Source organism: Lampropedia puyangensis (genome assembly GCF_004833285.1).
GTDB classification, from domain to species: Bacteria; Pseudomonadota; Gammaproteobacteria; order Burkholderiales; family Burkholderiaceae_C; genus Lampropedia; species Lampropedia puyangensis.
Genome location: NZ_STFG01000001.1, coordinates 474,555 through 500,167 on the forward strand (window position 1 = coordinate 474,555; position 25,613 = coordinate 500,167).

The following is a 25,613-nucleotide window of genomic DNA, read 5'->3' on the forward strand; positions in this document are numbered from 1 at the left end:
GCTTTGCCGATGTTCAGATCACTGCTCTTGCTGGCGGCGCAGGGCCGGGAAGAGAATGATGTCGCGAATGCTGGCGCTGTCGGTCAACAGCATCATTAAACGGTCAATGCCGATGCCGCAGCCGCCTGTAGGAGGCATGCCATATTCCAGCGCGCGCACGTAGTCGTGGTCAAAGAACATGGCCTCATCGTCACCGCTGTCTTTGGCCTGCACCTGCGCATTAAAGCGTGCTGCTTGGTCTTCGGCGTCGTTGAGCTCAGAGAAACCATTGGCAATTTCGCGTCCGGTGATGTAGAGCTCAAATCGCTCGGTCACTTCTGGGCGCTGGTCGTTGGCGCGAGCAAGCGGCGAAATCTCTGTGGGGTGTTCCATGATGAACGTGGGCTGCCACAGTTTGGACTCAACAACTTCCTCAAACAGCAACACTTGCAAAGCCGCGAGGCTGCGTGTGCTCAGATGGTTGTCTTTTTCTGAGAGGCCGGCTTTTTTCAAAGCTGTCAGCAGCCATTCTCTGTCGTCTACCGAAGCACCACCTTCACAGTGCTCAATGATGGCTTGGCGAATCGTTAAGCGTGCAAACGGCTTGGACAAATCAACAGGCTTGCCTTGGTATTGCACTTGCTGGCTGCCTGCGGTTTTTTCTGCGGTGTCGCGCAAAAGGGCTTCTACAAAGTCCATCAGGTCTTCGTAGTTCCAGTACGCCGCATAGAACTCCATCATGGTGAATTCAGGGTTGTGGCGAACAGAAATACCTTCGTTGCGGAAGTTGCGGTTGATCTCAAATACCCGCTCAAAACCACCCACGATCAAGCGCTTGAGGTACAGCTCTGGCGCAATGCGCAAAAACATTTCCTGATCAAGGGCGTTGTGGTGCGTGGCAAAGGGTTTGGCATTGGCGCCACCCGGAATAGGGTGGAGCATGGGCGTTTCAACTTCTAGGAAGCTGTGGGCGGTCATGAATTCGCGCATGCTAGAGATGGCCTGGCTGCGCTTGATAAAACGCTGGCGTGTGCTTTCATCTGCAATCAAATCGACGTAGCGCTGGCGATACTTCATTTCCTGGTCGGCAATGCCATGGAACTTGTCTGGCAGTGGGCGCAGGCTTTTAGTCAGCAAACGCAATGCAGTGACCTTGAGCGAGAGTTCGCCGGTTTTTGTTTTGAACAAAGTGCCTTCGGCGGCCAGGATATCGCCCAAGTCCCATTTCTTGAACTGCGCATAAACCTCTTCACCAATGCTGTCGCGCGCAATGTAGAGCTGGATTTGGCCTGTTGCATCTTGCACGGTGGCAAAGCTGGCCTTGCCCATGACACGCTTGAGCATCATGCGGCCAGCTACGCTGGCGTGCACGTTTTGCGCTTCGAGTGCTTCGGTCTCCGTGGCGCCATGGCTTTGGTGCAGCGCTTGCGCGCGGTGTTCTGGACGGAAGTCGTTAGGGAACGCAGGGACGCCTTGCGCCTTGGCGGTTTCGCGTAGCGCATGCAGTTTTTCGCGGCGCTCAGCGATCAGTTTGTTTTCGTCTTGGGGTGGCGCAGCATCCGCTGCAGGAGTGGTGTTCAGCTCTGACATGCCAAAGGCCCGGTAGGCAGTTGCAAAACCGGCCATTTTAAAGCGCAAACGCCCCTTGGGCGTATTTATTGCTTGTGACTTACTTTGAGAAGCTGTGCTTAACGCTGATTTAGTAGAGCGTTCGTTGTCGATTTTTAACAGAATAGGTCAGTTTTTTTGATTTTTCTTGGGGAAATAACCCATGCAAAAGTGCTGTTGAAGAGGGGATGTCGGCGCATAATCGCCCCCAATTTTGGTGCGCAAACCAAAATGACTTTGAAGAAGCACTGTTGGGCTGGATACCAACCTAGCAAACAGTGCAACGTCATACCAGTGCAATGCTTTTAAGCCAGCGATGCAATGGGCAAAATCTGAACTCAAAAGGAGCGAAATGATGGGCAAACAATTCAAATCTGTGGCCACTAGCGTGGCTGTGGCCTGCGTCTGCGCAATCGGGGGATTGACGGCTGCGCATGCCGATACAGTGGTGCGACTGGGCTTTGCGGCACCGTTGACTGGGCCGCAATCGCATTACGGTGAGGACATGCGCAATGGCTTAACGTTGGCACTGGAAGAGGCCAATGCACAAGGCATTGAGCTTGATGGCCAAAAAGCAAAATTTGAGTTGGTCTCCAAGGACGATCAGGCCGATCCACGCACGGCAGTGCAAGTAGCTCAGCAAATCGTGGACGAAGACGTCCAGGGAGTTCTGGGGCATTTCAATTCTGGCACCACCATTCCAGCCTCGCGTGTATACAACGATGCAGGTTTGCCGCAAATAGCCATGGCCACGTCACCTGAGTACACCTTGCAAGGCTATGACACAACATTTCGCATGATGACCAGCGATACACAGCAGGGCTCTGCAGTCGGTGTTTATATGGTCAAGGATTTGAATGCCAAGAATGTGGCGTTGATTGATGACCGCACCGCCTATGGTCAGGGATTGACTGACCAGGTGGCCAAAGCTGTCGAGCGTTCGGGGGGCAAAGTGGTTTCGCGTGAATACACCACTGACAAGGCCAATGATTTCACCGCAATTTTGACCAACATCAAATCCAAGAACGCGGATGCCATTTTCTTCGGTGGTCTGGATGCGCAGTCAGGCCCAATGCGCCGCCAGATGGCGACCTTGGGTATCACTGCACCTTTGGTTTCTGGTGAGATGACTCGCAGTGACACCTTCTTGCGCTTGGCAGGCGATGCAGCCAATGGCACTTACGCCTCCTTGGCTGGTGTGCCAATTGATTCGATGGCACAAGGGGAGAAATTTGCGGCAGCCTACAAAGCGCGTTTCAATAAAGATGCGGGTGTGTACGCTCCCTACGCCTATGACGGTGCATGGAACATGATCACGGCCATGAAAGAGGCAGGTTCTGCCAAGCCTGAAAAGTATTTGGAAAAATTGGCTGGCTTGCAGCGCAGTGGTGCAACGAGCGAGCACATCGCTTACGACAAAAATGGTGATTTGAACGAAGTCTCCGTGACCATCTACGAGGTCAAAAATGGCAAGTGGGAGATGGTCAAAACCATGGTCGATTCTGGCAAGTAAGAACTGCTTGACCGGTTGGTAAGGGGGCGCAAGGGGGCTTGAGGCTGATCCCTTAGTCCTCTGCATGCTCAGGCATGGTAATGCCTGAGCATGCTTTTTCCCTTCAGGCGCTTGGCTCGGCAGTGGTTTGGCTAGGCGTTTGTAGCCAATGGCAGAGCTTGTATTTTGTATTGCAAGTCCTGTCGTTTTTTGAATGGCCTTTTCTGTGTGGGCGCTGTGCTGCACCAGCATGAATTTCAGGCTGAGTATGCTTTGTCAGCTCAGCGCTTAGGCGTGGCGATTCGCTCTTTCCATTGGATCCCCCATGGACATATTTATTCAACAAATCATCAATGGCTTGACGGTGGGCAGCGTGTATGCGCTGGTTGCTTTAGGCTACACCATGGTCTACGGGATCATTGGTCTTATCAACTTTGCCCATGGCGATGTCGTGATGGTTGGGGCCATGGTGGCCACCAGCGTCGTGTTGTCGCTGGCGTCAGGCGGTGCCACAGCCAGTTCGGCTGTATGGGCCTTAACAATGGCGCTGCTGACAGCCATTCCTGTGTGTATGGCTATTGGTTGGACGGCAGAGCGCTTTGCTTACCGGCCACTGCGTAAAGCGCCGCGCTTGGCCGCCCTGATCACGGCCATTGGCGTGTCCATCATCATTCAAAACTTGGCCATGATGTTTTGGGGGCGCAATTACCTGAACTTTCCGCACATCATTGAGCCGGCTGTTTTCCATATTGGAGAGGCACGTATCAGTGCTTTGCAGATCACCATCATTGTGGGTGCGGCATTGATCATGGCTGCGTTGTTGCTGGTGGTGTTGAAAACCCGTTTGGGTACGGCCATGCGCGCCACGGCGCAAAACCGTGAAGTGGCTGGACTGATGGGGGTGAACATCAATACCGTTATTTCAGCCGCTTTTTTGATTGGCTCTGCATTGGCAGCGGTTGCTGGCGTCATGATCACCACGTATTACGGCGTGGCCCAGTACACCATGGGCTTCATGTTGGGTCTCAAAGCTTTCACCGCGGCTGTGCTGGGGGGGATTGGTAATTTGGCAGGCGCCATGTTGGGAGGCCTGCTATTGGGGTTGATTGAAGCGTTGGGAGCAGGCTACATCGGCGACCTGACTGGCGGTGTATTTGGTAGCCACTACCAAGATGTGTTCAGCTTCATTGTGCTGATTGTGGTGTTGATTTTCCGTCCATCTGGTTTGTTGGGTGAACGGGCGGGAGACCGTGCATGACGACTCAAACAGTTTCTTCGCTTGAGCGCAAGCCAATTCCACTCAAGGTGTGGTTGGGCGCGCTGCTAATTGGTGCGGCTTTGCTGGTATTGCCTTTTGTGATCGGCGGCATGGCTGGCCAAGGTTGGGTGCGCATTCTGAACTTTGCCTTGCTCTACGTCATGCTGGCACTGGGGCTCAATATCGTGGTGGGTTTTGCGGGGTTGCTTGATTTGGGCTACATCGCCTTCTATGCCGTTGGTGCGTACGTCTGGGCCATGCTTGCTTCGCCCCATTTCGATTTGCATTTGCCGTTCTGGATTGTGTTGCCGCTAGGCATTGGTTTGGCTGCATTGGCGGGCATCATGTTGGGCTTTCCGGTTTTGCGACTGCGAGGGGACTATCTGGCTATTGTGACGTTGGGGTTTGGCGAAATCATCCGCATCTTCATGAACAACCTGGATGCGCCAGTCAACATCACCAACGGCCCGCAAGGTATCAACCGCATTGATACCTTCAAAGTGGGCGAGTTTGCTTTTGGTCGTGCAGAAACCATTTTGGGGTTTCGCATCACCGGACCTGAAAAATACTATTACTTGCTGATGGGCTTGGTGTTGTTGATTATTTTCATCTGCGTGCGTTTGCAGAACTCGCGCATTGGCCGCGCTTGGGAGGCGGTACGTGAAGATGAGATTGCCGCCAAAGCCATGGGCATCAACACCCGCAATATGAAGCTCTTGGCTTTCGCCATGGGGGCTACATTTGGCGGCGTGGCTGGTAGCTTGTTTGCCTCCATGCAAGGGTTTGTAAGTCCAGAGAGCTTTGGCTTGACGGAATCAATTGCCATTTTGTGCATGGTGGTATTAGGTGGCATGGGGCATGTGCCGGGTGTGATCGTAGGGGCGTTGCTGCTGTCGTTCTTTCCAGAGTTCTTGCGTGCCGTGGTCATTCCATTGCAGCAAAGCGTATTTGGCGAAGTGGTGATTGACCCGGATGCCATTCGTATGTTGTTGTTCGGTTTTGCATTGGTGCTGGTGATGATTTTCCGCCCTGAGGGCCTATGGCCATCAGCAGTGCGCAAGCGCCAATTGCACGCAAACAAGGAGGCGTCATGAGCGCTGTGGAATCAACTCCATCCCATTCCGGGCAAGCGCTACTGGTTGCGCAGGGTTTGTCTAAACGCTTTGGTGGCTTGCAGGCGCTGCAGGACGTCAGTTTCACGATTGAAAAAGGTGAGATTTTTGGGTTGATTGGCCCCAATGGCGCAGGCAAAACCACCTTGTTCAACGTGATGACGGCTTTGTATGTGCCCGAGTCTGGCCAATGCATGTTTGACGGAAAAGACTTGACGCGGCTCAAGCCGCACGAGATTGCGCAGCAAGGCTTGGCCCGCACCTTTCAGAACATTCGACTCTTTGCGAGCCTGAGTGCACTGGAAAACGTGATGATTGGTCAGCACCTGCGCACGCATGCGGGCTTGATTGGGGCGATTGTTCGTGGGAAAAAAACGCGGGCCGAAGAAGCACGAATCACCCAACGCGCCCTGGAGCTATTGGACTATGTTGGCATAGCCCATCGTGCCAATGAGATTGCCTCCTCTTTGCCGTATGGCGATCAACGTCGTTTGGAAATTGCGCGGGCGTTGGCAACAGAGCCAACCTTGTTGGCCCTAGATGAACCGGCCGCCGGCATGAATCCTTCAGAAACCGTGGTGCTTCGTGCTTTGATTGAGAAGATACGTGGTGATGGCATCACCGTTTTGTTGATCGAGCACGATATGAAGTTGGTGATGAATATGTGCGATCACGTGCTGGTATTGGAATACGGCAAAGTACTGGCCTTTGGTCGGCCCCATGAGGTACAGCGCAATCCCCGGGTGATTGAAGCGTATTTAGGGCAGGGCGCAGCTAAAGAACTGGGCTTGCTGTCTGAAGAAGGAGACGTCCATCATGTCTGAAGTCGCTCAGGAAAACGCGGTGCAGCCCGGCCACCAGAAAACCATTGCGCCGATGCTCAAGCTGCAGAAGGTGGATGTGGCCTATGGCGGTATTCGCGCCGTCAGGCACCTTGATTTGGAGGTGTTCCCGGGGGAGTTGGTGTCTTTGATTGGGGCCAATGGTGCTGGTAAAAGCACCACACTGCGTGCGATTTGCGGTTTGGTGCCGCTAGCTGGCGGCTCTATTGAATACCAAGGCGTAAGTTTGGCGGGCAAACCCAGTTATACCTTGGTGCGCCAAGGCCTGGTGATGGTGCCAGAGGGGCGAGGTATTTTTCCGCAATTGACGATCGAAGAAAACTTGCTCATGGGGGCTTACAGCCGCAGCGACGCCGCTGCTGTAGCCAAGGAAACGCAAGCCGTATATGCCATGTTCCCGCGACTGGCTGAGCGCAGGCGCCAAACGGCAGGCACCTTGTCTGGTGGTGAGCAGCAAATGCTGGCCATGGGGAGGGCCATCTTGTCTAAACCCGAACTGCTGCTGCTCGATGAGCCCACCATGGGTTTAGCACCGATTATGGTGGAGAAGATTTTTGAGGTCATTCGCGGCATTGCCGCGCAAGGTGTGACGATTCTCCTGATTGAACAAAATGCCAAGCTGGCGTTGGAGTTGAGCCAGCGCGGCTATGTCATGGAATCTGGAGAAGTCATCTTGCAAGGCCCTTCGATCCAATTGCTGCACGACCCGAAAGTGCGCGCCGCTTACTTGGGTGAGTAAGTGGCAAGAAACGCCCGTAGCGTCTTGAATGGCTAGGAGGCCAGATTCAAGACGTACGAGCTATCTCAAGCGGGAGGTTAGAAAGGGACTTTGGAGGAGGCCAGGAAGTTTTTAGCTCCAGCCTCAAAAGCCATATCGAGGCGGCCATAAAAGTCTGGGCTGCCCTTGGCGCTGCATTCGGAGGAGCCTCCATGCAGTGCCCCGATGACATACCCATTGGCGGTGAATAAGGCTGAGCCGCTGCTCCCCCCTTCTGTGATCCCTTCGGCCCATTGCACCCAGTAAAAACGACCATTCGGGTTGCTGCTGCATGTATCGCCATTGCAGTTGGCATAGGCTACGGTTTGACCGCCGGCGATTTTTGCCAGTGAACCTGCTGGGTGATGGATGCCGTAAATGTTTTGCTCGGTGTTGTTCTGGTTGGCATCCCATCCGGCCAGGAAAGTGCCTGCAGGGGCTGCATCGTTGAGAACCAGTAGCGTGATGTCGTTGCCTTGCTCCGAATTGTTGGAGAACAACAAGCGCGCGCCACCAGCGCGGGTGGTGCGCTTAGCGTCCAGATAATTGCCATTGCAGCTTGAGGTACGGAAGAACCAGTCTGTTTGAAGGCTACTGGCTTCAGTTTGGCTGCTGATACAGTGGTTCGCGGTCAGGAAGTAGGGGGTGTTGGAGTTGATTGCGTCGTTGAGTAAAGACCCTGTGCACCAGTAACCTTTGCCATCGGCTTGGGTGAACAACATACGCGCTACGGCATCGCGCTGCTGGCTGCCATTGTTGTAGCAAGTGACATCCAGGTTGCAAGAGCCGGCCGAGGGGACTTGTTCGGCTTTGGTGATCGCCGGATTGAAGTTCAGGTCTTGTAATGGATTGGATGACGATGCACTATCGGCAGATTCGACTGCATAGGTGTATTCGCTTGCATCACGGAACATATTTGAAATAGTTGGCAAAGCCACCTTCACCGCTTCGCTCGGTACGCCAGCAGGCAGGTTGATTTGCAATACCACGGTATCGCCGCCCAAGTCTGCACTCCACCAGGTGCGGCCTGCAATGCTGGTGTCGCCCGCATCGGTATTGTTCTTGATGGTCTGGTTAATGGCTGCGCCTGTGGTTTCATAACCAACAGCCTCGACTTGCCCATTGGCTTCTTTGAACACACGCACGGTGGCGCTGTCAGGCAGCGCGTCAACGACCAAGCCTAAGCGCAGGCCGAAAGCGTCCGTTGCGTGTACCCGCAAGGCGGCAGTGTTTTGGCCTTGGGCGTCAGTTTGCCATGACAGCAGTTGGGCCAGCTGCGTAGCTGTTTTTGCTTGAGGGACTGCCTGAGCCTCAGCAACCTGCACGGCACCACCAACGGCTGCGGACTTCAAGACCAAGTCTTGTGTGTCTAAGGCCGGTAGCGAGATGGTGACGGCGTTCGCAGCGTTGAATGCGGACAGACTTTTCAGGTCTGTGGCTGTGGCGGCCTTATTGGTGTTGTAGCGGCCCTCTACTTTTTTCACATTCAGAACATAGGGCGCTTCATTTTCAGGAGGGTTGTCGCTGCCGCCTCCGCAGGCGCTCAACATGGTTGCTGCGGCGATGGCGGTAAAACAGAATCGGTATGCCTGCATAAAGAAAGCCCTCTCTTGGATGGATGATGTAGGTCAAGGAATGGTGGATTGCGTACAGACTCGGATAGCGCTGCATGCGCATCGTTGTGTGCAACAAGGCGTCGCATGCGAGCATTTTGTTTGCGCCCTGCGATTATCTATGCACAGGCATGTTGATGGGAGAGGCCATTGTTAAGATACGTGTGTCCCTGCGATTTTTTTACTGAATTTGACAATGTCAATATTAAGCAGCGGCTGTGCTAGATAGCGTAATTTCATTTTTTCTCCCCGTTAATCACGTTAGAATTCGCGACTCGCAAGATTGCTTGAAAGAAAAATAGAAAATTAACGCATTCGCGTTGAGAGCCTAATTTTTACTATACAATCATGCGCTTGTTCCCTGATAGCTCAGTTGGTAGAGCGACGGACTGTTAATCCGCAGGTCCCTGGTTCGAGCCCAGGTCGGGGAGCCATTCATTTGATGAATGAGCTTTTAAAAGCTTGTTATACCAATATTCCCTGATAGCTCAGTTGGTAGAGCGACGGACTGTTAATCCGCAGGTCCCTGGTTCGAGCCCAGGTCGGGGAGCCATTCATTTGATGAATGAGCTTTTAAAAGCTTGTTATACCAATATTCCCTGATAGCTCAGTTGGTAGAGCGACGGACTGTTAATCCGCAGGTCCCTGGTTCGAGCCCAGGTCGGGGAGCCAATAAAACGCCTTTGCAAGCAATTGCAAAGGCGTTTTTTATTGTCTTTACCCTGAGGCAGGGTGGCGAGAAGGATTATTTCCAGAGCAGTTGGGCATTTAACGCCTGCAAGGTCAAAGCTGGCTGCGCTGTGGTTGCAGTGATGCAGTCATGTTCGCGTGTCCATGGTTGCTTCCTCATGAGTTAGCCAGTGGCAGAGTGCTTGACGCGTGCCTTCCACGCGCGGGTGATGCATGTCCTCGCGTGAAAGCAGCATGTATTGCGAACCATCCTCTAAAAAACCTAGCGGTGCAGTCAGTAGCTGTTGATCCAGATCGTTCTTCACCATATGCCAAGGGCCGATGGCCACGCCCAAGCCTGCAATGGCGGCTTGCAAACTGAAGTAAAAGTGGTCAAAAACCAAACCTGCTTCAGGGGTAGAGGTGCTGATTTGTTTTTCTGTCTTATGGCTTTGTGTGTTGCTGCTTGGTTTGGTGATGAATTTCCACTGGGGCCAAGCATCAAGGCGCGTGCGGGTATGCAACAGTGGGGCGGTGGGCTTTAGCTGCCATTGCCCAGCCTTTTTGGTAAACCATGTCTGCATTTTTTCTGGGGCGCAGACGGGGCCAAAGCGCTCGGTAAACAAGGGTTGCGCTTGATAGTGCGATGGAATCGCAAAGTCGTTGCGGCGAATGGCGAAATCAATGCCTGTTTCAAGGTCGATGGGACCACCGCCGGCAACCAAATGCACCATTGGCTCTGGGTGTTGGGCGATGAAATCCTGCCAGCGTGGGATCAGCCAACGCATCAACAATGTAGGTTCGCACGAGAGAACCAAGGGCATTTGCTCGCGCTGGCTCTGTAGTCGCAGATTCTGTGTAGTCTGGCTGATGGTTTCAAACCCTTCGTGGACGGCTTTGTACAGTTGTGTGCCTGCTGGGGTTAGAAACACTTGCCGGTTGCGGCGCTCGAACAAAGGTGTATTCAAATCGGCTTCGAGCAAGCGTACTGCGCGGCTGATGGCGCCATGCGTGAGGCACAACTCTTGTGCTGCGCGTGAAAAATGCTGCAAGCGTGCAGCAGCTTCAAAGCATCGTAAGGCAGGTAGTGATGGCAGGCGCAGCATGAATATGGTGGTTGTTATGTTATTTTTTCTCACATAAATGGTGAGAAAGTATCGTTATGCGAAGCGATACGTTCTGAATAATATAGCGTGACTTTGAAAGACTAGGTTTGATGTGAAAGTGGTGAAAATGACAGAAAAAATGGTAGATCTTCGCAGTGATACGGTCACACAACCCACGCCAAGTATGCGTGAGGTCATGATGCAAGCTCCTTTGGGAGATGATGTGTTTGGGGATGATCCAAGCGTTAATGCGTTGCAGGAGCAAGTTGCAGCACTCTTGGGATTTGAGGCTGCTTTGTTCATGCCCACTGGTACCCAGTCGAATTTGTGCGCACTCATGGCGCATTGCCAGCGAGGCGATGAATACATCGTGGGCCAGCAACAGCACACTTACCGTTGGGAAGCTGGTGGTGCAGCTGTGTTAGGCAGTATTCAGCCGCAACCTCTGGAGAACCTGCCTGATGGCAGTATGCGTATAGAAGATATTGACGCTGCGATCAAGCCAGATGATCCGCACTTTGCACGCACGCGCTTGTTGTCTTTGGAGAATACGTGGGGGGGGCAAGTGCTGCCCATGGCTTTTATTGATGCAGCCCATGCGTTGGTGCAGCAACGGGGGTTGGCTTTTCACCTAGATGGTGCGCGGCTGTTCAATGCCGCAGTGGCACAAGCTGCGCAAACGGGACGAACTGCGCAGGAAGAAGTCAAGCGTATTGCGGCACCATTTGACTCCGTTTCTGTGTGCTTCAGTAAGGGCTTGGGGGCTCCTGTCGGTTCAGCTTTGTGTGGCAGCCGCGCATTGATTGACCGCGCCAAACGCATCAGAAAAATGGCCGGTGGCGGTATGCGGCAAGCAGGCTTTTTGGCTGCAGCGGCCAGTTATGCACTGGAGCACCATGTGCAGCGCTTGGCGCAGGACCATGCATTGGCGCAGAAGTTGGCGCAAGGGTTGGCCGATATTGATGGCGTAGCCGTGCAAACACCCCAAACCAATATTGTGTTTGTCGACTTGCAGGGCACTGCGCGTGCACGGTCTGCTGACTTGTTGGCGTATCTGGCGCAGCATGGTGTGCGGGCCACGGGCATCTACCGTTTGCGGTTCGTAACCCATTTGGATGTCGATGAGGCCGGTATTGACCGCGCAATTGAGGTTTTTCGAGCCTTTTTTCAAAAGTGATGATTCACATCAGGATTTTTGGGGGCGAGTGCATTGATCGAAATAATGCCCCCAAATGCAATGCTGTTGCTGGGCCATTGGCGGGCATTGGGCCATGTGCCCATGGGGGCGTTGCGTAAGTATTGCAAGGTGTTGATAACACCGGCATGCGTGATCCACAGTATCGGCTGCGGTGTGTGCTGCTGCTGTTTGTCGTATTCAGCCCAGGCAGCGTGCACGCGTGCAAGAACGTCTGCAACACATTCTTGGCCACCAAAGCGATGGTGCGCAAAATCGTCGCTCCACGCCTCAACTGCGTCTTCGGGTATCAAACGCCACGGCGTCATTTCCCATTGACCAAAATCCATTTCGTTCAGTCGAGCATCAACCTGCCATGCGGGTAAATCGGGGCGCAAGCGCTGCAGGGTTTGGGCTACGGCTTGTGTACGCTGCCTCTGCGAGGTGATGACCAAGCACTGCGTGGGCAATTGTTCGGCAAGCGCCTGTGCGCATTGGTGCAAATGTGCTGTGTCGATAGGCACTTCGCTGGCGCCATAGCAGGTGGCTTCCTGCAGTAGCACCTTCGGGTGGCGCATCAATAGCCAACTCATGCGACTACTGCGCTGGCTGAAGGGAGGCAGGCGAGCATCGTCAAGTACAACGCCAGTTCTCCTATTTGCTGTGATGCGCCAAGACCGTCTCCAGTAAAACCATGCAGGCGTACATGCAATCGCCAAGCTACCACAGCGCCACCAGTCAGGGCACCCAACAGGCCAATCCACCAAGACATTTGTGGAGCTGCAGCGTAAAGCAGTGCGAAAGTCAGGAGCAACCAAAGCACCACTACCATGAAGGCGCGCATTTGGAAGTGTGCGGCAATTGGCTTAGATTTTGACTGCGCGGTATCGCCTACATGTGCCATGCAGGCAGTGATGCAAAGCGGCGCCACACGTGAAAAAACATGGGCTGCAACGAGCAATGCGCCAGCCTGTACGCTGGCCTGAGCAAGTGGCAGATGGGCCTGTGCTTGCAACCAAGCCGCGATCAGTGCCACTTTGCTGAGCAAGGCCATGACGATGGCGATTGCGCCAAACGCGCCGATGCGTGAGTCTTTCATGATGTCCAGTGCGCGCTGCGTTTGGTAGGAGCCACCCAAGCCATCGCTCAGATCGGCCAGGCCATCTTCATGAAAAGCACCCGTCAGCAGCAAGGTGGCTGCAGTGCTTGCAATGGCGGCAATCCAAGCAACGGCAGGAGCTTGTGGGACTGAGGGCAGAGCCAGCAGCACCCCGGACAGCACGATGGCGCTGCATAAGCCCATGAGCAGGCCTACGCCAGGCAAATGGGCCAGTGCCTTGGGCAATTGCTCGGGGCTGTAGCCAATCCATTGGCCCACACGCCCGGTAATGGGGATACGTGTGAAATATTGCAGCGCAAGTAAAAAGTGGCGAAGAGCTTGCATGAGATTGCAATCGAGAGGGCTTTGGGGCACTTAGAACGTGTTTAGGATGTGGCCGCACTTTGGCCCGAGACCTGCGCAGATTCAAAACTCGCCATCTCGCGCAGTATGCGGCAGGCAGATTCCAGTAAAGGCCAGGCCAAGGCTGCGCCTGAGCCTTCACCTAAACGCATATCCATTTGCAGCAACGCATGAACGCCCATGTCTTGCAGCATAAGGCGGTGCGCTTGTTCATGCGATTGGTGGGAGAACACGCAACGCTGCAAGACATGAGGTTGTAGCTTGGCGGCGAGCATGACGGCTGCGCTGGTCACAAAACCATCCACCACAATCACCCTGCGTTCCAGCGCAGCTTGCAGTGTGGCACCGACCATGCCTGCAATTTCCAGCCCGCCCATACTGGCGAGCACTTCTAGTGGTGCTTGTGCATGTGCGTGGCGCGCCAAAACTGCTTGGAGTACTTGGCGTTTGTGCTGTAGTGCTTGGCCCGCTACGCCTGTGCCTGCACCAGCGCACTCCTCAATGCGGCGCTGGCTCAGTCGCGCCAAAATCAATGCCGCGCAAGAGGTGTTGCCAATACCCATTTCACCCAACAAGATGGCATTGCCAGGCACTGAACGCACGGCTTGGCGACCAGCCGCAATCGCGGCGTGCATTTGGGCCTCTGTCATAGCGGCCTGTTGCGAAGCATCTGCAGTGCCTTGAGCCACTTTGGCATCCACCAGGTCAGGATGTGCTGGCAGCGGTTTGGCGACGCCGCAATCGACCAATTTCAGTGCCAGCCCATGTTGGCGCGTCAATACGCTGATGGCCGCGCCCCCTGAGAGCATATTGGCCACCATTTGCCAGGTCACATCACTAGGGTAGGCCGAGACCCCTTGGCGTGCCAAACCATGGTCGCCAGCAAAAATCAGGGCATGACCCTGCTGCAGTTGAGGGACAGTGGTGCCCAAAATGCAACCAATCTGATGGGCCACGTTTTCCAGACGACCAAGTGCGCCTAGTGGTTTGGTTTTTTGATCGAGCAACTGCTGTAGGGCAGACGAGAGTGTGCGGTCGGTTAAATCGGCGATGGAGGGGATGCTGTCAGAAAATGCGGCAGCCTGCATGTCAAGATCAGTGTTCATGGTGTTGGTTGATGCAAGGGTGAGGTATCCTAAGCCAATCATGCACCTGACCATTCAAAATCCTGTCCATAGCGAACTGATCATTAAGAAAAGCCGTTTTATTGGCTGTGTGCAGCCCGTTGCCAGCCGCAGTCAGGCGCAGGACATTGTGGCCGCACTTAAGCAAGAGCACCCCGAAGCCGCCCATGTGTGCTGGGCTTTGATGGCTGGTGGGCAGTCAGCCGCGGTGGATGACGGAGAGCCCAGTGGAACGGCAGGCAGGCCCATGCTTGAAGTTTTACGCCATCAGCAACTGCATGGTGTGCTGGCTACGGTAGTGCGCTATTTCGGTGGCGTCAAACTGGGGGCTGGTGGCTTGGTTCGTGCCTATACCGACTCCATTGCCCAAGCCTTGTTGGGAGCAGAGAAGGTGCAGGTCCAGCCCATGGCCTACCTGACTGTGCAGGTGCAGTATCCTCAAGAAGGGGTCGTGCGCCACGTGTTGCTGCAGCATGGGGTGGAGCAATTGGAGGTGACGCACGAGGCGAGGGTGCGCTTGCGCGCGCAGATGCCTGAGCGGCTTGTGCCGCAAGTGCGTCAGGCGGTGGTGGATGCCACTCAAGGCCAAGCGCAATGGATAGAGGACGCGGCGCACGAAGGATAGCCCTGGGTTGCGGCATGCTTGCACATGAAGGCTTGATAGTTGGCACAACGCAGGTGCATTAGCGAATACGGCCGGCGGGTGTAACCCAGGTGACCCTTTTCCGGGGACAGTGAGGGCTGGCACCGTTGAACCCCTTGATGAATGGGGATAGTCTGCGGTGCATTCCATTCAAACAGGAGACAACATGCCCGTGTCTGACGCTTTCTGGCCTCGAAATGTGCCGCGCACCATGCCTACTGCTGCCACATCGGTTTGGCACAACTTGCATGACAGCGCGCAGCGTTATCCCAATAAAAATGCGTTGGTTTTTTTTGGCACTAAAACCACTTATGCGCAGCTCGCGTATCAGGTGGAGCGGCTGGCGGCTTATTTGCATCAAATCGGCGTGCGCAAAGGCGATCGTGTCATCGTCCTCATGCAAAATTGTCCGCAATTGATCATTGCGCACTATGCGATTTTGCGTGCCAACGCGGTGGTCGTGCCGGTTAATCCGATGAACCTGGCACAAGAGCTGCGACACTACATTGAAGACGCTGATGCACGTGTGGCACTGGCAACGGGAGATTTGGCGCCGCAACTGGCTAAAGCCTCGGATGCATTAGTGCCTGAGCAGCAACTCAAGCACTTGATTGTGACCCAGTTCACCGATGCGTTCGACGCGCAAGTGCAAGGCGATGATGCTCCGCCTGAGGTCTGGCAAAAATGGCTGTGCAGCGAATACCCGCTGCCTGCTATTGAGGGTGCGCAAACGCACCGTTTTTCGGATGCTTTGGCTTGCACTGCCACGGCGCCTGTGCATGAGGTTGGTGCGGATGATTTGGCTGTTTTGCCCTACACCAGCGGCACAACAGGCTTGCCTAAAGGCTGTATGCATTTGCATCGCAGTATCAACTTCAATGCCACTGCTGCCACGCTGTGGGGCTATAGCACGATGGAGTCCGTCACGCTGGCAGTGGTGCCTATGTTCCACATTACAGGCATGGTTGCCGTGATGCATGGCTCCATCTACAAGGCGGCTACGCAAATCTTGATGCCGCGTTGGGATCGTGAATTAGCCGGGCGTTTGATATCGAAATGGAAAGTCACTAATTGGACCAACATTCCCACCATGGTGATTGACTTGCTGGCCAGCCCCAACTTTGCGAGTTTTGATTTGACCAGTTTGCTCTACATGGGGGGTGGTGGTGCGGCCATGCCCCAAGCAGTCGCGCAGCGCCTGCAAGATTCATATGGGCTCAAGTACGCTGAAGGGTATGGGCTGACCGAAACGGCGGCGCCTACGCACAATAACCCTGTTGATCACCCTAAACAGCAATGCCTTGGCATTCCTTTTATTGGCGTAACGTCGTATATCGTCGACCCTGAAACACTGGAAAAATTGCCCCCCGGCGAGCAGGGTGAGATTGTCGTCAATGGGCCGCAGGTGTTTGAAGGTTATTGGAAGCATCCGCAGGCCACAGCCAGCGCGTTTGTGGACATTGATGGGATGCGTTTTTTCCGCACCGGTGATTTGGGGCGAACCGATGAGGATGGTTATTACTTCATCACAGATCGGCTCAAACGCATGATCAATGCCTCAGGTTTCAAGGTTTGGCCAGCTGAAGTGGAGGCGTTGATGTTCCGCCATCCCGCCATTCAGGAGGCCTGTGTGATCGCGGCCAAAGATGACTATCGTGGTGAGACGGTCAAGGCTGTTGTAGTACTGCGCCAAGGCCATCAGGACACGACCGAGGAAGAGATTCTGACCTGGTGCCGCGAGAACATGGCAGTATACAAAACACCGCGCATCATCTCTTTTGTGGATGCATTGCCCAAAAGCGGTAGCGGCAAGGTGATGTGGCGACTGCTGCAAGAGAAAGAGCCGACGTAAGACCGCGCAGCAGCGGTATCAGTGTGGCTGGGCACGTGCAGGGCGCGGCCATCACTGCAACGGCGCAGAGATCGCGAACAGGCCTTCAGGCTTTGGCGATGACATAGACCTTTTTAACGCACTCATCGACTTCCCAGTGGCCAGTCCAGCCATCGGGGATGATGAAATGGTCGCCTACGGTGAAATGATGCACAGTTCCGTTCGGATCGACCAAACGGCAAGCTCCTTCGACGATGTAGCAAAACTCGATATAGCCCACTACGTGTGATGCAAACTTTCCCGCAGTGGCTTGCCAGGTACCAGAGTTGACCTTGCCATTCAAGCCTTCAAACACGTTCATCGTTTGGTATTGCGTCTGCCCGCTGATGGGGCGGCTAGGCTTACCCATAACGGGATTGACTAAGGTTTTCGCTGGCCAATGGATGATGGAGACTGTGTCTGTTGTCTGGGGGGACATGGTTCACTCTGGTCGATTTTGCAGGAGGGCTGCATTATCGCGGAAGCTGCTCATGTCCCATGGATGCTCTTGTCATGCATGTTCTGCTGCAAGACGCATCGCCAATGTATTGTTTACTGAACAGGCTGCTTTGAATAAAGGCCAGTTATACCGTTTCAAGCAGATGCGGCAGTCACCGAACGGCTTGGACGATGGCCGCTAGAGCGGTAGCGTGCGATGGCCAAACCTTCTGTGCTGATTTCTGGCGTTTTGCCAGTAACCAGATCGGCCAGAACACGGGCAGAGCCGCACGACATGGTCCAACCCAAGGTGCCGTGTCCGGTATTGAGATACAAGTTGCGGTATGGTGTGGCACCAATGATTGGTGTGCCATCAGGCGTCATGGGGCGCAGGCCGGTCCAGAAGCTCGCGCTGGGTAAATCTCCGCCTGGGAACAGGTCGCTCACGACCATTTCCAACGTGGCGCGGCGCCGAGGATCAAGTCGGAGGTCAAATCCCCCCAGTTCAGCCATGCCCCCAACGCGGATACGTTGGTCAAAGCGGGTGACGGCAATTTTGTAAGTTTCATCCAAGACGGTTGATTGGGGGGCGAGACTTTCATCGCGCAAAGGCACGGTAAGCGAATAGCCTTTGACCGGGTAGACCGGCAATTGCAAATTCAATGGGGCCAGTAGTTGGCGTGAATAGCACCCCAAGGCCAACACATAGCGATCAGCAACCAGCGTTTGGCCATTCACCCGCACGCCCGTAATGGCGTCGCCTCCCTGCTCAATGTGCTCAATGTGTTGATCAAAACGAAATACAACCCCCAGGCGTCGACACTCTTGCACAAGCGCGTTGGTAAACAAATGGCAGTCGCCTGTTTCATCGTTTGGCAGGTAAAGTCCGCCAGTGAGGCGATCTGTCGCATGGGTCAAGCCAGGTTCGACTCGCGGCAGTTGTTCGGGGGCAAGGAGTTCATGGGATACCCCGCATTCGCGTAGTACCTCTATATCGCGTTGTACTGCATCAATTTGTGCCTGTGTACGGAACAGTTGCAGTGTGCCGCCGCTGCGGTTCTCGTACTGGATGCCTGTTTCTGCGCGCAGTTGTCTCAGACAATCGCGGCTGTATTCGGCCACCCTGGTCATGCGCTCTTTGTTAATGGCGTAGCTGCCGCTATTGCAGTTGCGCAGCATGTGTGCCATCCATTGCAGCTGGAACAAGCTGCCGTCCAGACGAATCGCCAACGGGGCGTGCTGCTGGAACATCCATTTGATGGCTTTCAGGGGGATGCCCGGTGCGGCCCATGGTGTGGAATAACCGGGCGAGATTTGCCCAGCATTGGCGAAGCTGGTTTCCTGCGCTGCCTGTGGCTGGCGATCAATCACCTCGACTTGTGCGCCGGCACGGGCCAAATAGTACGCACTGGTGACTCCAATGACACCGGCGCCCAATACAATGACTTTCATTGGATTCAATCCGTATAAAAAGTAATTGCGCAACTTTATTGTTTTATTTGAAGTTGTATTCACTTTATTTTTTAATAAAAAAAGTGAATATTTTTGAAATATTTTCAGCAAGCAAGCGAGAACAGTGAAATGCACCCACTTGACAAAACCGACCGCAAGATTTTGAGCATTCTGCAAAGAGAGGGCCGTATTGCCATGACAGAGTTGGCCGACCGCGTCGGGCTGTCGGCTTCGCCCTGTACGGAACGTGTGCGCAGGTTGGAGCGCGACAAAATCATCACCGGCTACCACGCACACTTGGCCCCAGAACCTTTGGGAAAGACATTGTTGGTGTTCGTGGAAATCAAGCTCTCGTCGAAGTCTGACGATATCTTCTCGAAAGCGCGCCAGTCGTTGCTGCTGGTGCGTGATGTGGTGGAGTGCCACTTGGTGTCTGGAAGCTTTGACTATTTGGTCAAAGCCAGACTTGGCGGTATGCGCGAATACCGTCGCTTGCTTGGGGACATCCTCAAGCAACTGCCAGTGCCGGCTGAGTCACACAGCTATGTGGTGATGGAAGAAATTAAAGAGTCTTTGGAGCTGCAGCTGGAGCGGTAAAAGAGTCTCATAGCAACAGTATTTTTGGCACGTATGGACATCTTTCTGTATTTATTGGCGATGGCCGTGGCGTTTGCGTATGGCCCCAAGCATTCCAACCCCTGCAATCAAGGTCAATAGCGACCACATGTGTAATGTAGGTACAGGAGTTGCCTGGATCGTATTTCTTGGGGGGAGGAGGTTTGTATTCACGGAGATCAATACCGAGCCCGGTTGGCCAGGTGTGCCGGTTGCACTGGCATTTGCTATACCGCCAATTTCTTCACGATAGCCGCCAATACCGCCTGCCGCACCGGTGCTGCCTATTGCAGGTTGGTAGAGCACATTGCTGCCAACAGCCCAAACACATGAGCCGCCCCCCGTGCCACCTTTACCGGGCTCGCCATTGACCATGTCTATACCGTACCAGCCATCTCGCCCTCCGTCACCACCTGCGCCGACAGCCCCGGTATAGCCGCCACCGCCACCACCACCGCCACCGCCATTTGGGTCAACGGCAGTGGGATCGGTTGGGATCAGCGATGCGCCACCTACACCACCATCAGCGGCCGTTAGGCAGTTTGCGGTGGACACCACGGTGGTTAAGGCATCTCCGCCATTGGTTCCTGATGTCCATCCTGCAGTTGTTGTCGCATCGTCAGTTCGCCCCCAGTATGAGCTACCGCCACCGCCACCGCCAGCTCGAATTACGGTGTCGCCTACTGTTGCGACTGAGCCACCGCCACCGCCACCGCCACCGCCGCTGCCATAACCAATAGTGCCGTTGCCGCCTTTTCCACTACCATTGCCTCCGGTGCCGCCTACAGAAAAATTGGTGAGCATAGCTCCCCCATCACCTAGTGTGGCAGAGATAAGTTGACCAGGTTGGACTGCTATGGTGGCTACCACTTTTGCACCAGCCCCACCGTTTCCTGCATTGTCGTCGTCACCTCCTCCACCCGAGCCTCCTGCGCCTTCAAGAACCACGTCAACCCAGTGGACTCCAGCAGGAACGGTTGCTGTTCCTGCTGCATTCAGCAAAACTTGGGCAGGTACGCTTCCTGCAGATACCAAGCAGGCAACAGCAAGAGAAAATTTGAATTTTTGTGTGTGGAACATGGAGGCACTCATTTGGAAGTTCATTGGGTTTATACGAATCGCAGGATAGCTTATTGTGTCTATGTGAAACAATGTGATTTGTTTGTCACTCCTTTTGATTAACACTTTTTCATTTTTTTTGTGGTTTTTTGACGTTGTATTTAGATGCAGTCGTGGCTACGTAATTTCGTATGCCTGATTGCCCAAAAAAACTGTTCGTAGCCTTACGTTGTGCAAAGCGTCGTTCATACGAATTAGGTGAGCAGTAGTTCAGTGTTGAACGCTGACGTATGGGGTTTTGGAACCCTGTCATGTAGCCAGTGATAACGAGGTCGGCTTCTGGGGAATTGGGCACAGGTCGTTCACCACGTGTGCTTCATCTTGAGAATCAGAAAGAAATGCTGTATTGGTGCCTATCCCAATAACTTCCCTTGCGACTCATGCTGGCGATGAACTTGTAGTCTGCCAATATCTTGATGTAATCGCTGCTTGTATATTGGTTACCCTGTCTGAATGCGCGATCAATCTTGGCTTGGGGTTACGGCAGTTGATGACCGTCTTCAACGCCGAGCACACCGGCATGCGCATGCATGACTGATGCAGTGGCCCAGCCTACAAATTTTTGCGAGTACAAATCCAGCAATGCCGAGAGATAGAACCCACCGACGTCCGTGCTGACGTGCGTGATGTCAGCAACCTACTCCCACCAGGAGAGCCAGGTATGAACTGGTGGCCAAGCGCATTTGCAGCAATGGGTAAATCGTGATGGCTGTTGGTTGGTGTGTGTGCTTGCATTTGCATTAGGCACAGAGCCTGTTTCCGTGCATCAGCGTGTGCACAGTGCTGTCGGTCAGATCCATGTCTTTGTGCACTTGCGCCATTTAGAGTTATTTCGACTCTTTAAAAGCACTTTGCTAGCGGGCGCAGACCAGATCCCAGTTGCCGATGTCGTGCTCTTCGCAGTCAACAGGTGAGCCGGGGGGGGCGATGCGATCTACCACAAGCCAGGTGCCTTCTTTCAAGGTCCTTAAGGGGTGGTGCCATGTGCCGGGTGCCAAGTTGATACCTTGCTGGCCGTCGGAGAGAAAGGCTTGTACATGGGGGGGCTGCAATGCGTAGGCGGGAACATCGGCAGGTGCGACGACGACCAACATGGGCAATGCCTGGCCCATCGGAACAAAGGCTTGGGAGGTATAAGCATGGCGCTCTAGCACTTGCAGAGGCAAGTTCCAGGGCAGTGCCTGAGCATGAAAAAGGCTCATGCCAATGCGGCCTTCAGCACGCAATTGAGGTTGTGCGAGATCATGATAACGCTGACATGTACCTCCATTGATGGGGAAACTGCAGTGGCCTTTGCATTCAATGACCTGACCGAATGGCGCAAAGCTTTCAGCTGTGAGTGGTTGCACCGTAAGCCAGTGTGTGGTGGGTAGTGCAGGCATTATTGAACCGATCCTAGGAAAGCGGCCAATTCAGGGGTTTTGGGGGCGCGAAACAGCTCTTTGGCGTTGCCGTTTTCATGGATACGACCTTGGTGCATGAATATCAGACGACTGCCCACATCACGGGCGAAGCGCATTTCATGGGTCACCATGATGAGGGTCATGCCTTCGGCTGCGAGGTTTTGAACCACGGCCAGAACTTCATTAACCAACTCAGGATCAAGCGCAGAGGTGATCTCGTCACAGAGCAATACACTGGGTTGCATGGACAAGGCTCTGGCGATGGCAACGCGTTGCTGCTGGCCGCCGCTGAGCTGATCGGGGTAAGCATCAAATTTGTCACCCATGCCGACCTTGTGGAGCATCTCACGCGCCAGTTCTAAAGCTTCTCGCTTGCTGGTTTTTTTTACCACCGTTGGCGCTAGGGCGACGTTTTGGCCCGCACTGAGATGAGGAAATAGATTGAATTGCTGAAAGACCATCCCCACTTTCAGGCGTAGCGCGCGCAGTTGTTGGGGCATGGCAGCATCGGGCTTGAGGACAGCACCATCGACAACAATCTGCCCTTCATTGATGGCTTCAAGGCCATTGATGGTGCGCAGCAAGGTGCTTTTGCCTGAGCCGCTGCGACCGATCATGGAGACGACTTCTCCGCGTTCAACGAGCAGGTCAATTCCTTTGAGAACATGGTTGTCACCATAGTATTTGTGTAGGTCACAGACATCAACGAGCGGCATAGAGTTTCTTCTCCAGATGTTTGGCATAAAGCGAGAGTGGGTAGCACAGTAAGAAGTACCCGATGGCTACGAGGCCGTAGATGAGAAAGGGTTGGAATGTGGCGTTTGCAAGCATTGAGCCAATTTTGGTGAGCTCACTGAAACCGATGATGGACGCCACAGAGGTGCCTTTGACGATCTGTACAGAAAAGCCCACGGTAGGAGCAATAGAGAGGCGAAATGCCTGTGGCAGAACGACATGGCGCATTTGCTGAAAATATCCCATAGCCAGACTGGAAGAGGCTTCCCATTGGCCTTTGGGAATGGCCTGCACGCAGCCGCGCCATACTTCTGCCAAATAGGCGCTGGTGTAAAAAGTCAGGCCCAGTGCGGCTGCAATCCAAGGTGAAATATCCACCCCCAACATGGGCAGTCCAAAAAAAATCAAAAACAACTGCATTAACAGCGGTGTGTTCTGGAACAGTTCAATCCAGTAGGAAGCCAGCCGTTGAAGGAAGAGGTTTTTACCTACTCGCGCGAAAAGGATGATCAGCCCAGCGATGCCGCCTAACACGAACGCCATTAGGGAAAGGCGCAATGTTGACCAGAAGCCTTGCCCTAGGGCCGAAAACAAGGCAGGCCAGTTCATATCTGCAATCATGCGCGCACTCCTTGTGTGGGGGCTGCTTTAGGGGTAGGACGGTTGATGATCCAACGATTGCCAATCCACAGTAGGAGCTGGCGCAGCATGAGGGCCAACGCAAAGTACATCAGCGTGACGATGAGGTAGGTTTCCAACGCGCGAAAATTACGCGATTGAATGAAGTTGGCCGCGAACGTGAGGTCTTCTGCTGCGATTTGCGACACCACGGCAGAACCGAGCATGACGATGATGATTTGGCTAGTCAATGCGGGCCAGACTTTTTGCAAAGCCGGGCGCAGTACGACATGTCTGAATGTGGCAAACCGGCTCATGGCTAAGGCGGCGGCGGCCTCAAGCTGACCACGCGGTGTTTCTTTGATGCCAGCACGCACGATTTCGCTGATGTAGGCCCCCAAGTTGATAACCATAGTCAATACGCTGGCTTGCCATTCGTCGATTTGCACACCCAAAGACGGGAGACCGAAAAAAATAAACAGCAATTGAACCAAGAAGGGGGTATTGCGTATTAACTCAATGTAGACGCCAAAGAACCAGCTCAATGGTGCAATTCGCCAGGCTCTGCATACACCGCCGAGAATGCCAATGGTGCCTCCGGCGAGTGCGCCAATGGCGGTCAACGCCAACGTCACCGCCGCGCCTTGAAGCAAGGTGCCGCTGTAATCAAAGACGGCCAGAAAATCAAACTGGTAGGCCATGATGAAGTCCGAAAGAAGTGCGTCTGCAGTGAAAGGTGGCATACCGTCACTAAACAGACGCTGGTGAATACCTCAACGCATGTGCGCGATGTGTTGAGGCGCAAGCGCTATTGATGTATGCATCTGCCAGCAACGCATTACAGCGTTGCTGGCAACTCCAATTGCATCCACTTGACCGACATGGCATTGAGGCGGCCATCGGATTTGGCTTTAGTGATGATCTCGTTGAGTTTGTCTGCCAGTGCCGTTTCGCCTTTGGCTACACCGATAAAGCAAGGGGTGTCCTCCACGGCAAACTTCAGGTCAAAGTCGCGCTGTTTGCTTTTTTCGCGCACGGCGTTGGCCACGATGTTGCCCAGAGTTACCAGCTGTACTTGACCACTGAGGTAAGAGGTGGCGGTGGAGTTGTTGTCCTCGTAGCGGCGAATCGTGGCGTCTTTCGGGGCCAATTCTGTCAGTGCTAAATCTTCTGTGGAGCCGCGTGTTACGCCAATGGTTTTACCAGCTAGGTCGACTGGGCCAGTAATGGCCATGTTGGCCGGGCCATAGACGCTTTTCGGGAATGGCGCATAGGCTTGGGTGAAGTCAATGACTTTCTCGCGCTCAGCATTTTTGCCGAGTGACGAGATCACGATGTCGACTTTGCTGGTGGTCAGGTATGGAATACGGTTGGTGCTGGTTACGGGAACCAATTCGACCTTAACGCCCAACTCTTGCGCTACCAGGTTGGCCATGTCAATGTCATAGCCTTGGAGCTTCAGATCGGTGCCCATGGAGCCAAAAGGAGGAAAGTCTTGTGGAATGGCTACGCGCAGAACGCCAGCTTTTTGCACATTGGCCAAGACATCGGCCTGCGCGCCGGTGACTGCAATGGCAGCCGCGCACGCGACTAGGCTGTGTACAACAAGACGGCGAGAAAAGGTATTGGTGTAAGGCATGAAAAACTCCTGTGGTAGGCGAACGGTGAAAGGTGAAAGGCAAACGTGAATCAAATGGGGGTGAGAAGCCAGGGCACATCGTTAGTGCAGGACGGCTGGTTCACATGGCTTCGGGTGGCCGCTGAGAGCAAGTGGTCGCGCATGCAAGTGGCTGCGCTGCGCTCGTCTTTTGCCGCAATGGCATGAATGATTTGTGCATGCTCTTGCATGGGCGCTTGCAGGGTTTCCATCTCGATATAGGGTTGCTGCAGGCTGTAGAGGATGGCTGCTTCAAGGTGAGTAAACAGCGTATGCAGAGCAGGATTGCCTGACTGTTGCGCCAGCAGCAGGTGAAAGCGCAAATCGAATTGGGTTGCTTTTTGTAGATCGCATTGGCTCAAAGCGTGGGCGTATTCTTGCTGTACTTTTTCCAGTTCAGCGACGGTGTCTGGCGTGCTGTGACGAGCTGCCAGCGCTGCCCAAGCAGGCTCTACCACCAAGCGCAGTTCCATCAAATGGGCATTACTCAGGTGTAGCGTTTGACTTGGTAGCGCAAATGCTCGACCGAGGCTGGGGGCGGCTTCGTTTAGGGCATGTACCCGTGTGCCTTTGCCTGGCAACATTTGTACCAATCCGAGCGTCTCCAGCATAGAGAGGGCTTCACGCAGTGAGGCGCGGCTGATGTCCAGCTCGTCCGCCAGTGAGCGTTGCGGTGGCAGAAATTCACCCGCGGCGTACTCGCCACGCATGATGCGTTGCTGCAAAGTGAATGCGGCGGTATTGGCAAGTCGGGTCATAGGTGGTGCATGGCTTTTGTGTTCTGTGGTCTGACTGGTCAGACCGCGTAAACACTTCAAAGCATGGACCGTGCCAATTTTGAATAAAGTGTCAGTACAGAAGGAATTT

Annotated in this window: 24 protein-coding genes and 3 tRNA genes; 12 read left to right on the forward strand and 15 right to left on the reverse strand. The window is 54.1% G+C overall.

The features are described from left to right. Positions 1-18: 18 nt before the first annotated feature. Positions 19-1,569 carry a lysine--tRNA ligase gene (lysS, locus tag E9531_RS01985; RefSeq protein ID WP_136572256.1) on the reverse strand — a complete coding sequence of 517 codons (1,551 nt, stop codon included), beginning with the start codon at positions 1,567-1,569 and terminating at the stop codon, positions 19-21. 373 nt (positions 1,570-1,942) lie between these two features. On the opposite strand from lysS, the gene E9531_RS01990 reads away from it, so the two are divergent. The 5 genes from E9531_RS01990 (at position 1,943) to E9531_RS02010 (ending at position 7,030) form a co-directional block, all read left to right on the forward strand. Further along, positions 1,943-3,100: a branched-chain amino acid ABC transporter substrate-binding protein gene (locus tag E9531_RS01990; protein ID WP_136572044.1), complete on the forward strand. Its 1,158-nt coding sequence runs from the start codon at positions 1,943-1,945 to the stop codon at positions 3,098-3,100. A gap of 304 nt (positions 3,101-3,404) precedes the next feature. Beyond that, complete coding sequence (locus tag E9531_RS01995; protein ID WP_136572045.1) at positions 3,405-4,337, forward strand: branched-chain amino acid ABC transporter permease; 933 nt, start codon at positions 3,405-3,407, stop codon at positions 4,335-4,337. Then, complete coding sequence (locus E9531_RS02000; RefSeq protein ID WP_136572046.1) at positions 4,334-5,431, forward strand: ABC transporter permease subunit; 1,098 nt, start codon at positions 4,334-4,336, stop codon at positions 5,429-5,431. Before E9531_RS01995 ends, E9531_RS02000 begins: the two co-directional genes overlap by 4 nt. Continuing rightward, positions 5,428-6,273, forward strand: a complete 846-nt coding sequence (locus E9531_RS02005) for an ABC transporter ATP-binding protein (RefSeq protein ID WP_136572047.1) — start codon at positions 5,428-5,430, stop codon at positions 6,271-6,273. The genes E9531_RS02000 and E9531_RS02005 overlap by 4 nt, the downstream gene beginning before the upstream one ends. A gap of 52 nt (positions 6,274-6,325) precedes the next feature. Further along, a complete protein-coding gene (locus tag E9531_RS02010; protein WP_136572257.1) occupies positions 6,326-7,030 on the forward strand; it encodes an ABC transporter ATP-binding protein in 705 nt (234 codons plus the stop codon). A gap of 77 nt (positions 7,031-7,107) precedes the next feature. Here the strand turns inward: E9531_RS02010 and E9531_RS02015 are convergent, their stop codons facing one another. Next, positions 7,108-8,643: a trypsin-like serine peptidase gene (locus E9531_RS02015; protein WP_136572048.1), complete on the reverse strand. Its 1,536-nt coding sequence runs from the start codon at positions 8,641-8,643 to the stop codon at positions 7,108-7,110. 376 nt (positions 8,644-9,019) lie between these two features. Between E9531_RS02015 and E9531_RS02020 the strand changes: the two genes are divergently transcribed. The 3 genes from E9531_RS02020 (at position 9,020) to E9531_RS02030 (ending at position 9,333) form a co-directional block, all read left to right on the forward strand. Further along, positions 9,020-9,095: transfer RNA gene (locus E9531_RS02020), tRNA-Asn, on the forward strand. Positions 9,096-9,138: 43 nt separating this feature from the next. Further along, positions 9,139-9,214, forward strand: a tRNA-Asn gene (locus E9531_RS02025). 43 nt (positions 9,215-9,257) lie between these two features. Further along, positions 9,258-9,333: transfer RNA gene (locus E9531_RS02030), tRNA-Asn, on the forward strand. A gap of 146 nt (positions 9,334-9,479) precedes the next feature. Here the strand turns inward: E9531_RS02030 and E9531_RS02035 are convergent. After that, positions 9,480-10,436, reverse strand: coding sequence for a LysR family transcriptional regulator (locus E9531_RS02035; RefSeq protein WP_136572049.1), 957 nt, complete (start codon positions 10,434-10,436; stop codon positions 9,480-9,482). Between the two features lie 127 nt (positions 10,437-10,563). Between E9531_RS02035 and ltaE the strand changes: the two genes are divergently transcribed. Further along, positions 10,564-11,613, forward strand: coding sequence for a low-specificity L-threonine aldolase (gene ltaE, locus E9531_RS02040; RefSeq protein WP_136572050.1), 1,050 nt, complete (start codon positions 10,564-10,566; stop codon positions 11,611-11,613). On the opposite strand, the gene E9531_RS02045 is transcribed toward ltaE, so the two are convergent. From E9531_RS02045 to cobT, 3 genes are read right to left on the reverse strand one after another with little or no spacing between them, the layout of a single operon-like run. After that, positions 11,604-12,188, reverse strand: coding sequence for a histidine phosphatase family protein (locus tag E9531_RS02045; protein WP_158291699.1), 585 nt, complete (start codon positions 12,186-12,188; stop codon positions 11,604-11,606). The genes ltaE and E9531_RS02045 overlap by 10 nt on opposite strands. A gap of 11 nt (positions 12,189-12,199) precedes the next feature. Next, a complete protein-coding gene (locus E9531_RS02050; RefSeq protein ID WP_136572052.1) occupies positions 12,200-13,054 on the reverse strand; it encodes an adenosylcobinamide-GDP ribazoletransferase in 855 nt (284 codons plus the stop codon). A 41-nt stretch (positions 13,055-13,095) separates the two neighbouring features. Next, on the reverse strand, positions 13,096-14,178 hold the full coding sequence (cobT, locus tag E9531_RS02055; RefSeq protein ID WP_244609935.1) for a nicotinate-nucleotide--dimethylbenzimidazole phosphoribosyltransferase: 1,083 nt from the start codon (positions 14,176-14,178) through the stop codon (positions 13,096-13,098). A gap of 40 nt (positions 14,179-14,218) precedes the next feature. On the opposite strand from cobT, the gene E9531_RS02060 reads away from it, so the two are divergent. Both E9531_RS02060 and E9531_RS02065 read left to right on the forward strand, forming a co-directional pair. Next, a complete protein-coding gene (locus E9531_RS02060) occupies positions 14,219-14,821 on the forward strand; it encodes an IMPACT family protein (RefSeq protein ID WP_136572053.1) in 603 nt (200 codons plus the stop codon). A gap of 184 nt (positions 14,822-15,005) precedes the next feature. Then, a complete protein-coding gene (locus E9531_RS02065; RefSeq protein ID WP_136572054.1) occupies positions 15,006-16,691 on the forward strand; it encodes a long-chain fatty acid--CoA ligase in 1,686 nt (561 codons plus the stop codon). 85 nt (positions 16,692-16,776) lie between these two features. Here E9531_RS02065 and E9531_RS02070 read toward each other — a convergent pair whose 3' ends face one another. Continuing rightward, entirely contained in the window at positions 16,777-17,148 is a 372-nt protein-coding gene (locus E9531_RS02070) for a cupin domain-containing protein (RefSeq protein WP_136572055.1), read from the reverse strand. A gap of 155 nt (positions 17,149-17,303) precedes the next feature. Then, positions 17,304-18,734 (reverse strand): D-amino acid dehydrogenase, encoded by a 1,431-nt coding sequence (locus tag E9531_RS02075; RefSeq protein WP_342210841.1) that lies wholly within the window; start codon positions 18,732-18,734, stop codon positions 17,304-17,306. On the opposite strand from E9531_RS02075, the gene E9531_RS02080 reads away from it, so the two are divergent. After that, positions 18,729-19,196 (forward strand): winged helix-turn-helix transcriptional regulator, encoded by a 468-nt coding sequence (locus tag E9531_RS02080; protein WP_136572057.1) that lies wholly within the window; start codon positions 18,729-18,731, stop codon positions 19,194-19,196. The genes E9531_RS02075 and E9531_RS02080 overlap by 6 nt on opposite strands. Before the next feature lie 51 nt (positions 19,197-19,247). Here the strand turns inward: E9531_RS02080 and E9531_RS17900 are convergent, their stop codons facing one another. The 7 genes from E9531_RS17900 to E9531_RS02115 form a co-directional block, all read right to left on the reverse strand. After that, entirely contained in the window at positions 19,248-20,294 is a 1,047-nt protein-coding gene (locus tag E9531_RS17900; RefSeq protein ID WP_136572058.1) for a hypothetical protein, read from the reverse strand. An 893-nt stretch (positions 20,295-21,187) separates the two neighbouring features. Beyond that, positions 21,188-21,715: an ureidoglycolate lyase gene (locus tag E9531_RS02090; protein WP_136572059.1), complete on the reverse strand. Its 528-nt coding sequence runs from the start codon at positions 21,713-21,715 to the stop codon at positions 21,188-21,190. Next, positions 21,715-22,452 (reverse strand): amino acid ABC transporter ATP-binding protein, encoded by a 738-nt coding sequence (locus tag E9531_RS02095; RefSeq protein ID WP_136572060.1) that lies wholly within the window; start codon positions 22,450-22,452, stop codon positions 21,715-21,717. The genes E9531_RS02090 and E9531_RS02095 overlap by 1 nt, the downstream gene beginning before the upstream one ends. After that, positions 22,439-23,092 (reverse strand): amino acid ABC transporter permease, encoded by a 654-nt coding sequence (locus tag E9531_RS02100; RefSeq protein WP_136572061.1) that lies wholly within the window; start codon positions 23,090-23,092, stop codon positions 22,439-22,441. The genes E9531_RS02095 and E9531_RS02100 overlap by 14 nt, the downstream gene beginning before the upstream one ends. After that, positions 23,089-23,790, reverse strand: a complete 702-nt coding sequence (locus tag E9531_RS02105; RefSeq protein WP_136572259.1) for an amino acid ABC transporter permease — start codon at positions 23,788-23,790, stop codon at positions 23,089-23,091. Before E9531_RS02105 ends, E9531_RS02100 begins: the two co-directional genes overlap by 4 nt. 137 nt (positions 23,791-23,927) lie before the next feature. Beyond that, on the reverse strand, positions 23,928-24,728 hold the full coding sequence (locus E9531_RS02110; RefSeq protein ID WP_136572062.1) for a transporter substrate-binding domain-containing protein: 801 nt from the start codon (positions 24,726-24,728) through the stop codon (positions 23,928-23,930). A 50-nt stretch (positions 24,729-24,778) separates the two neighbouring features. After that, complete coding sequence (locus E9531_RS02115) at positions 24,779-25,504, reverse strand: FadR/GntR family transcriptional regulator (RefSeq protein WP_158291700.1); 726 nt, start codon at positions 25,502-25,504, stop codon at positions 24,779-24,781. Between the last annotated feature and the right edge of the window lie 109 nt (positions 25,505-25,613).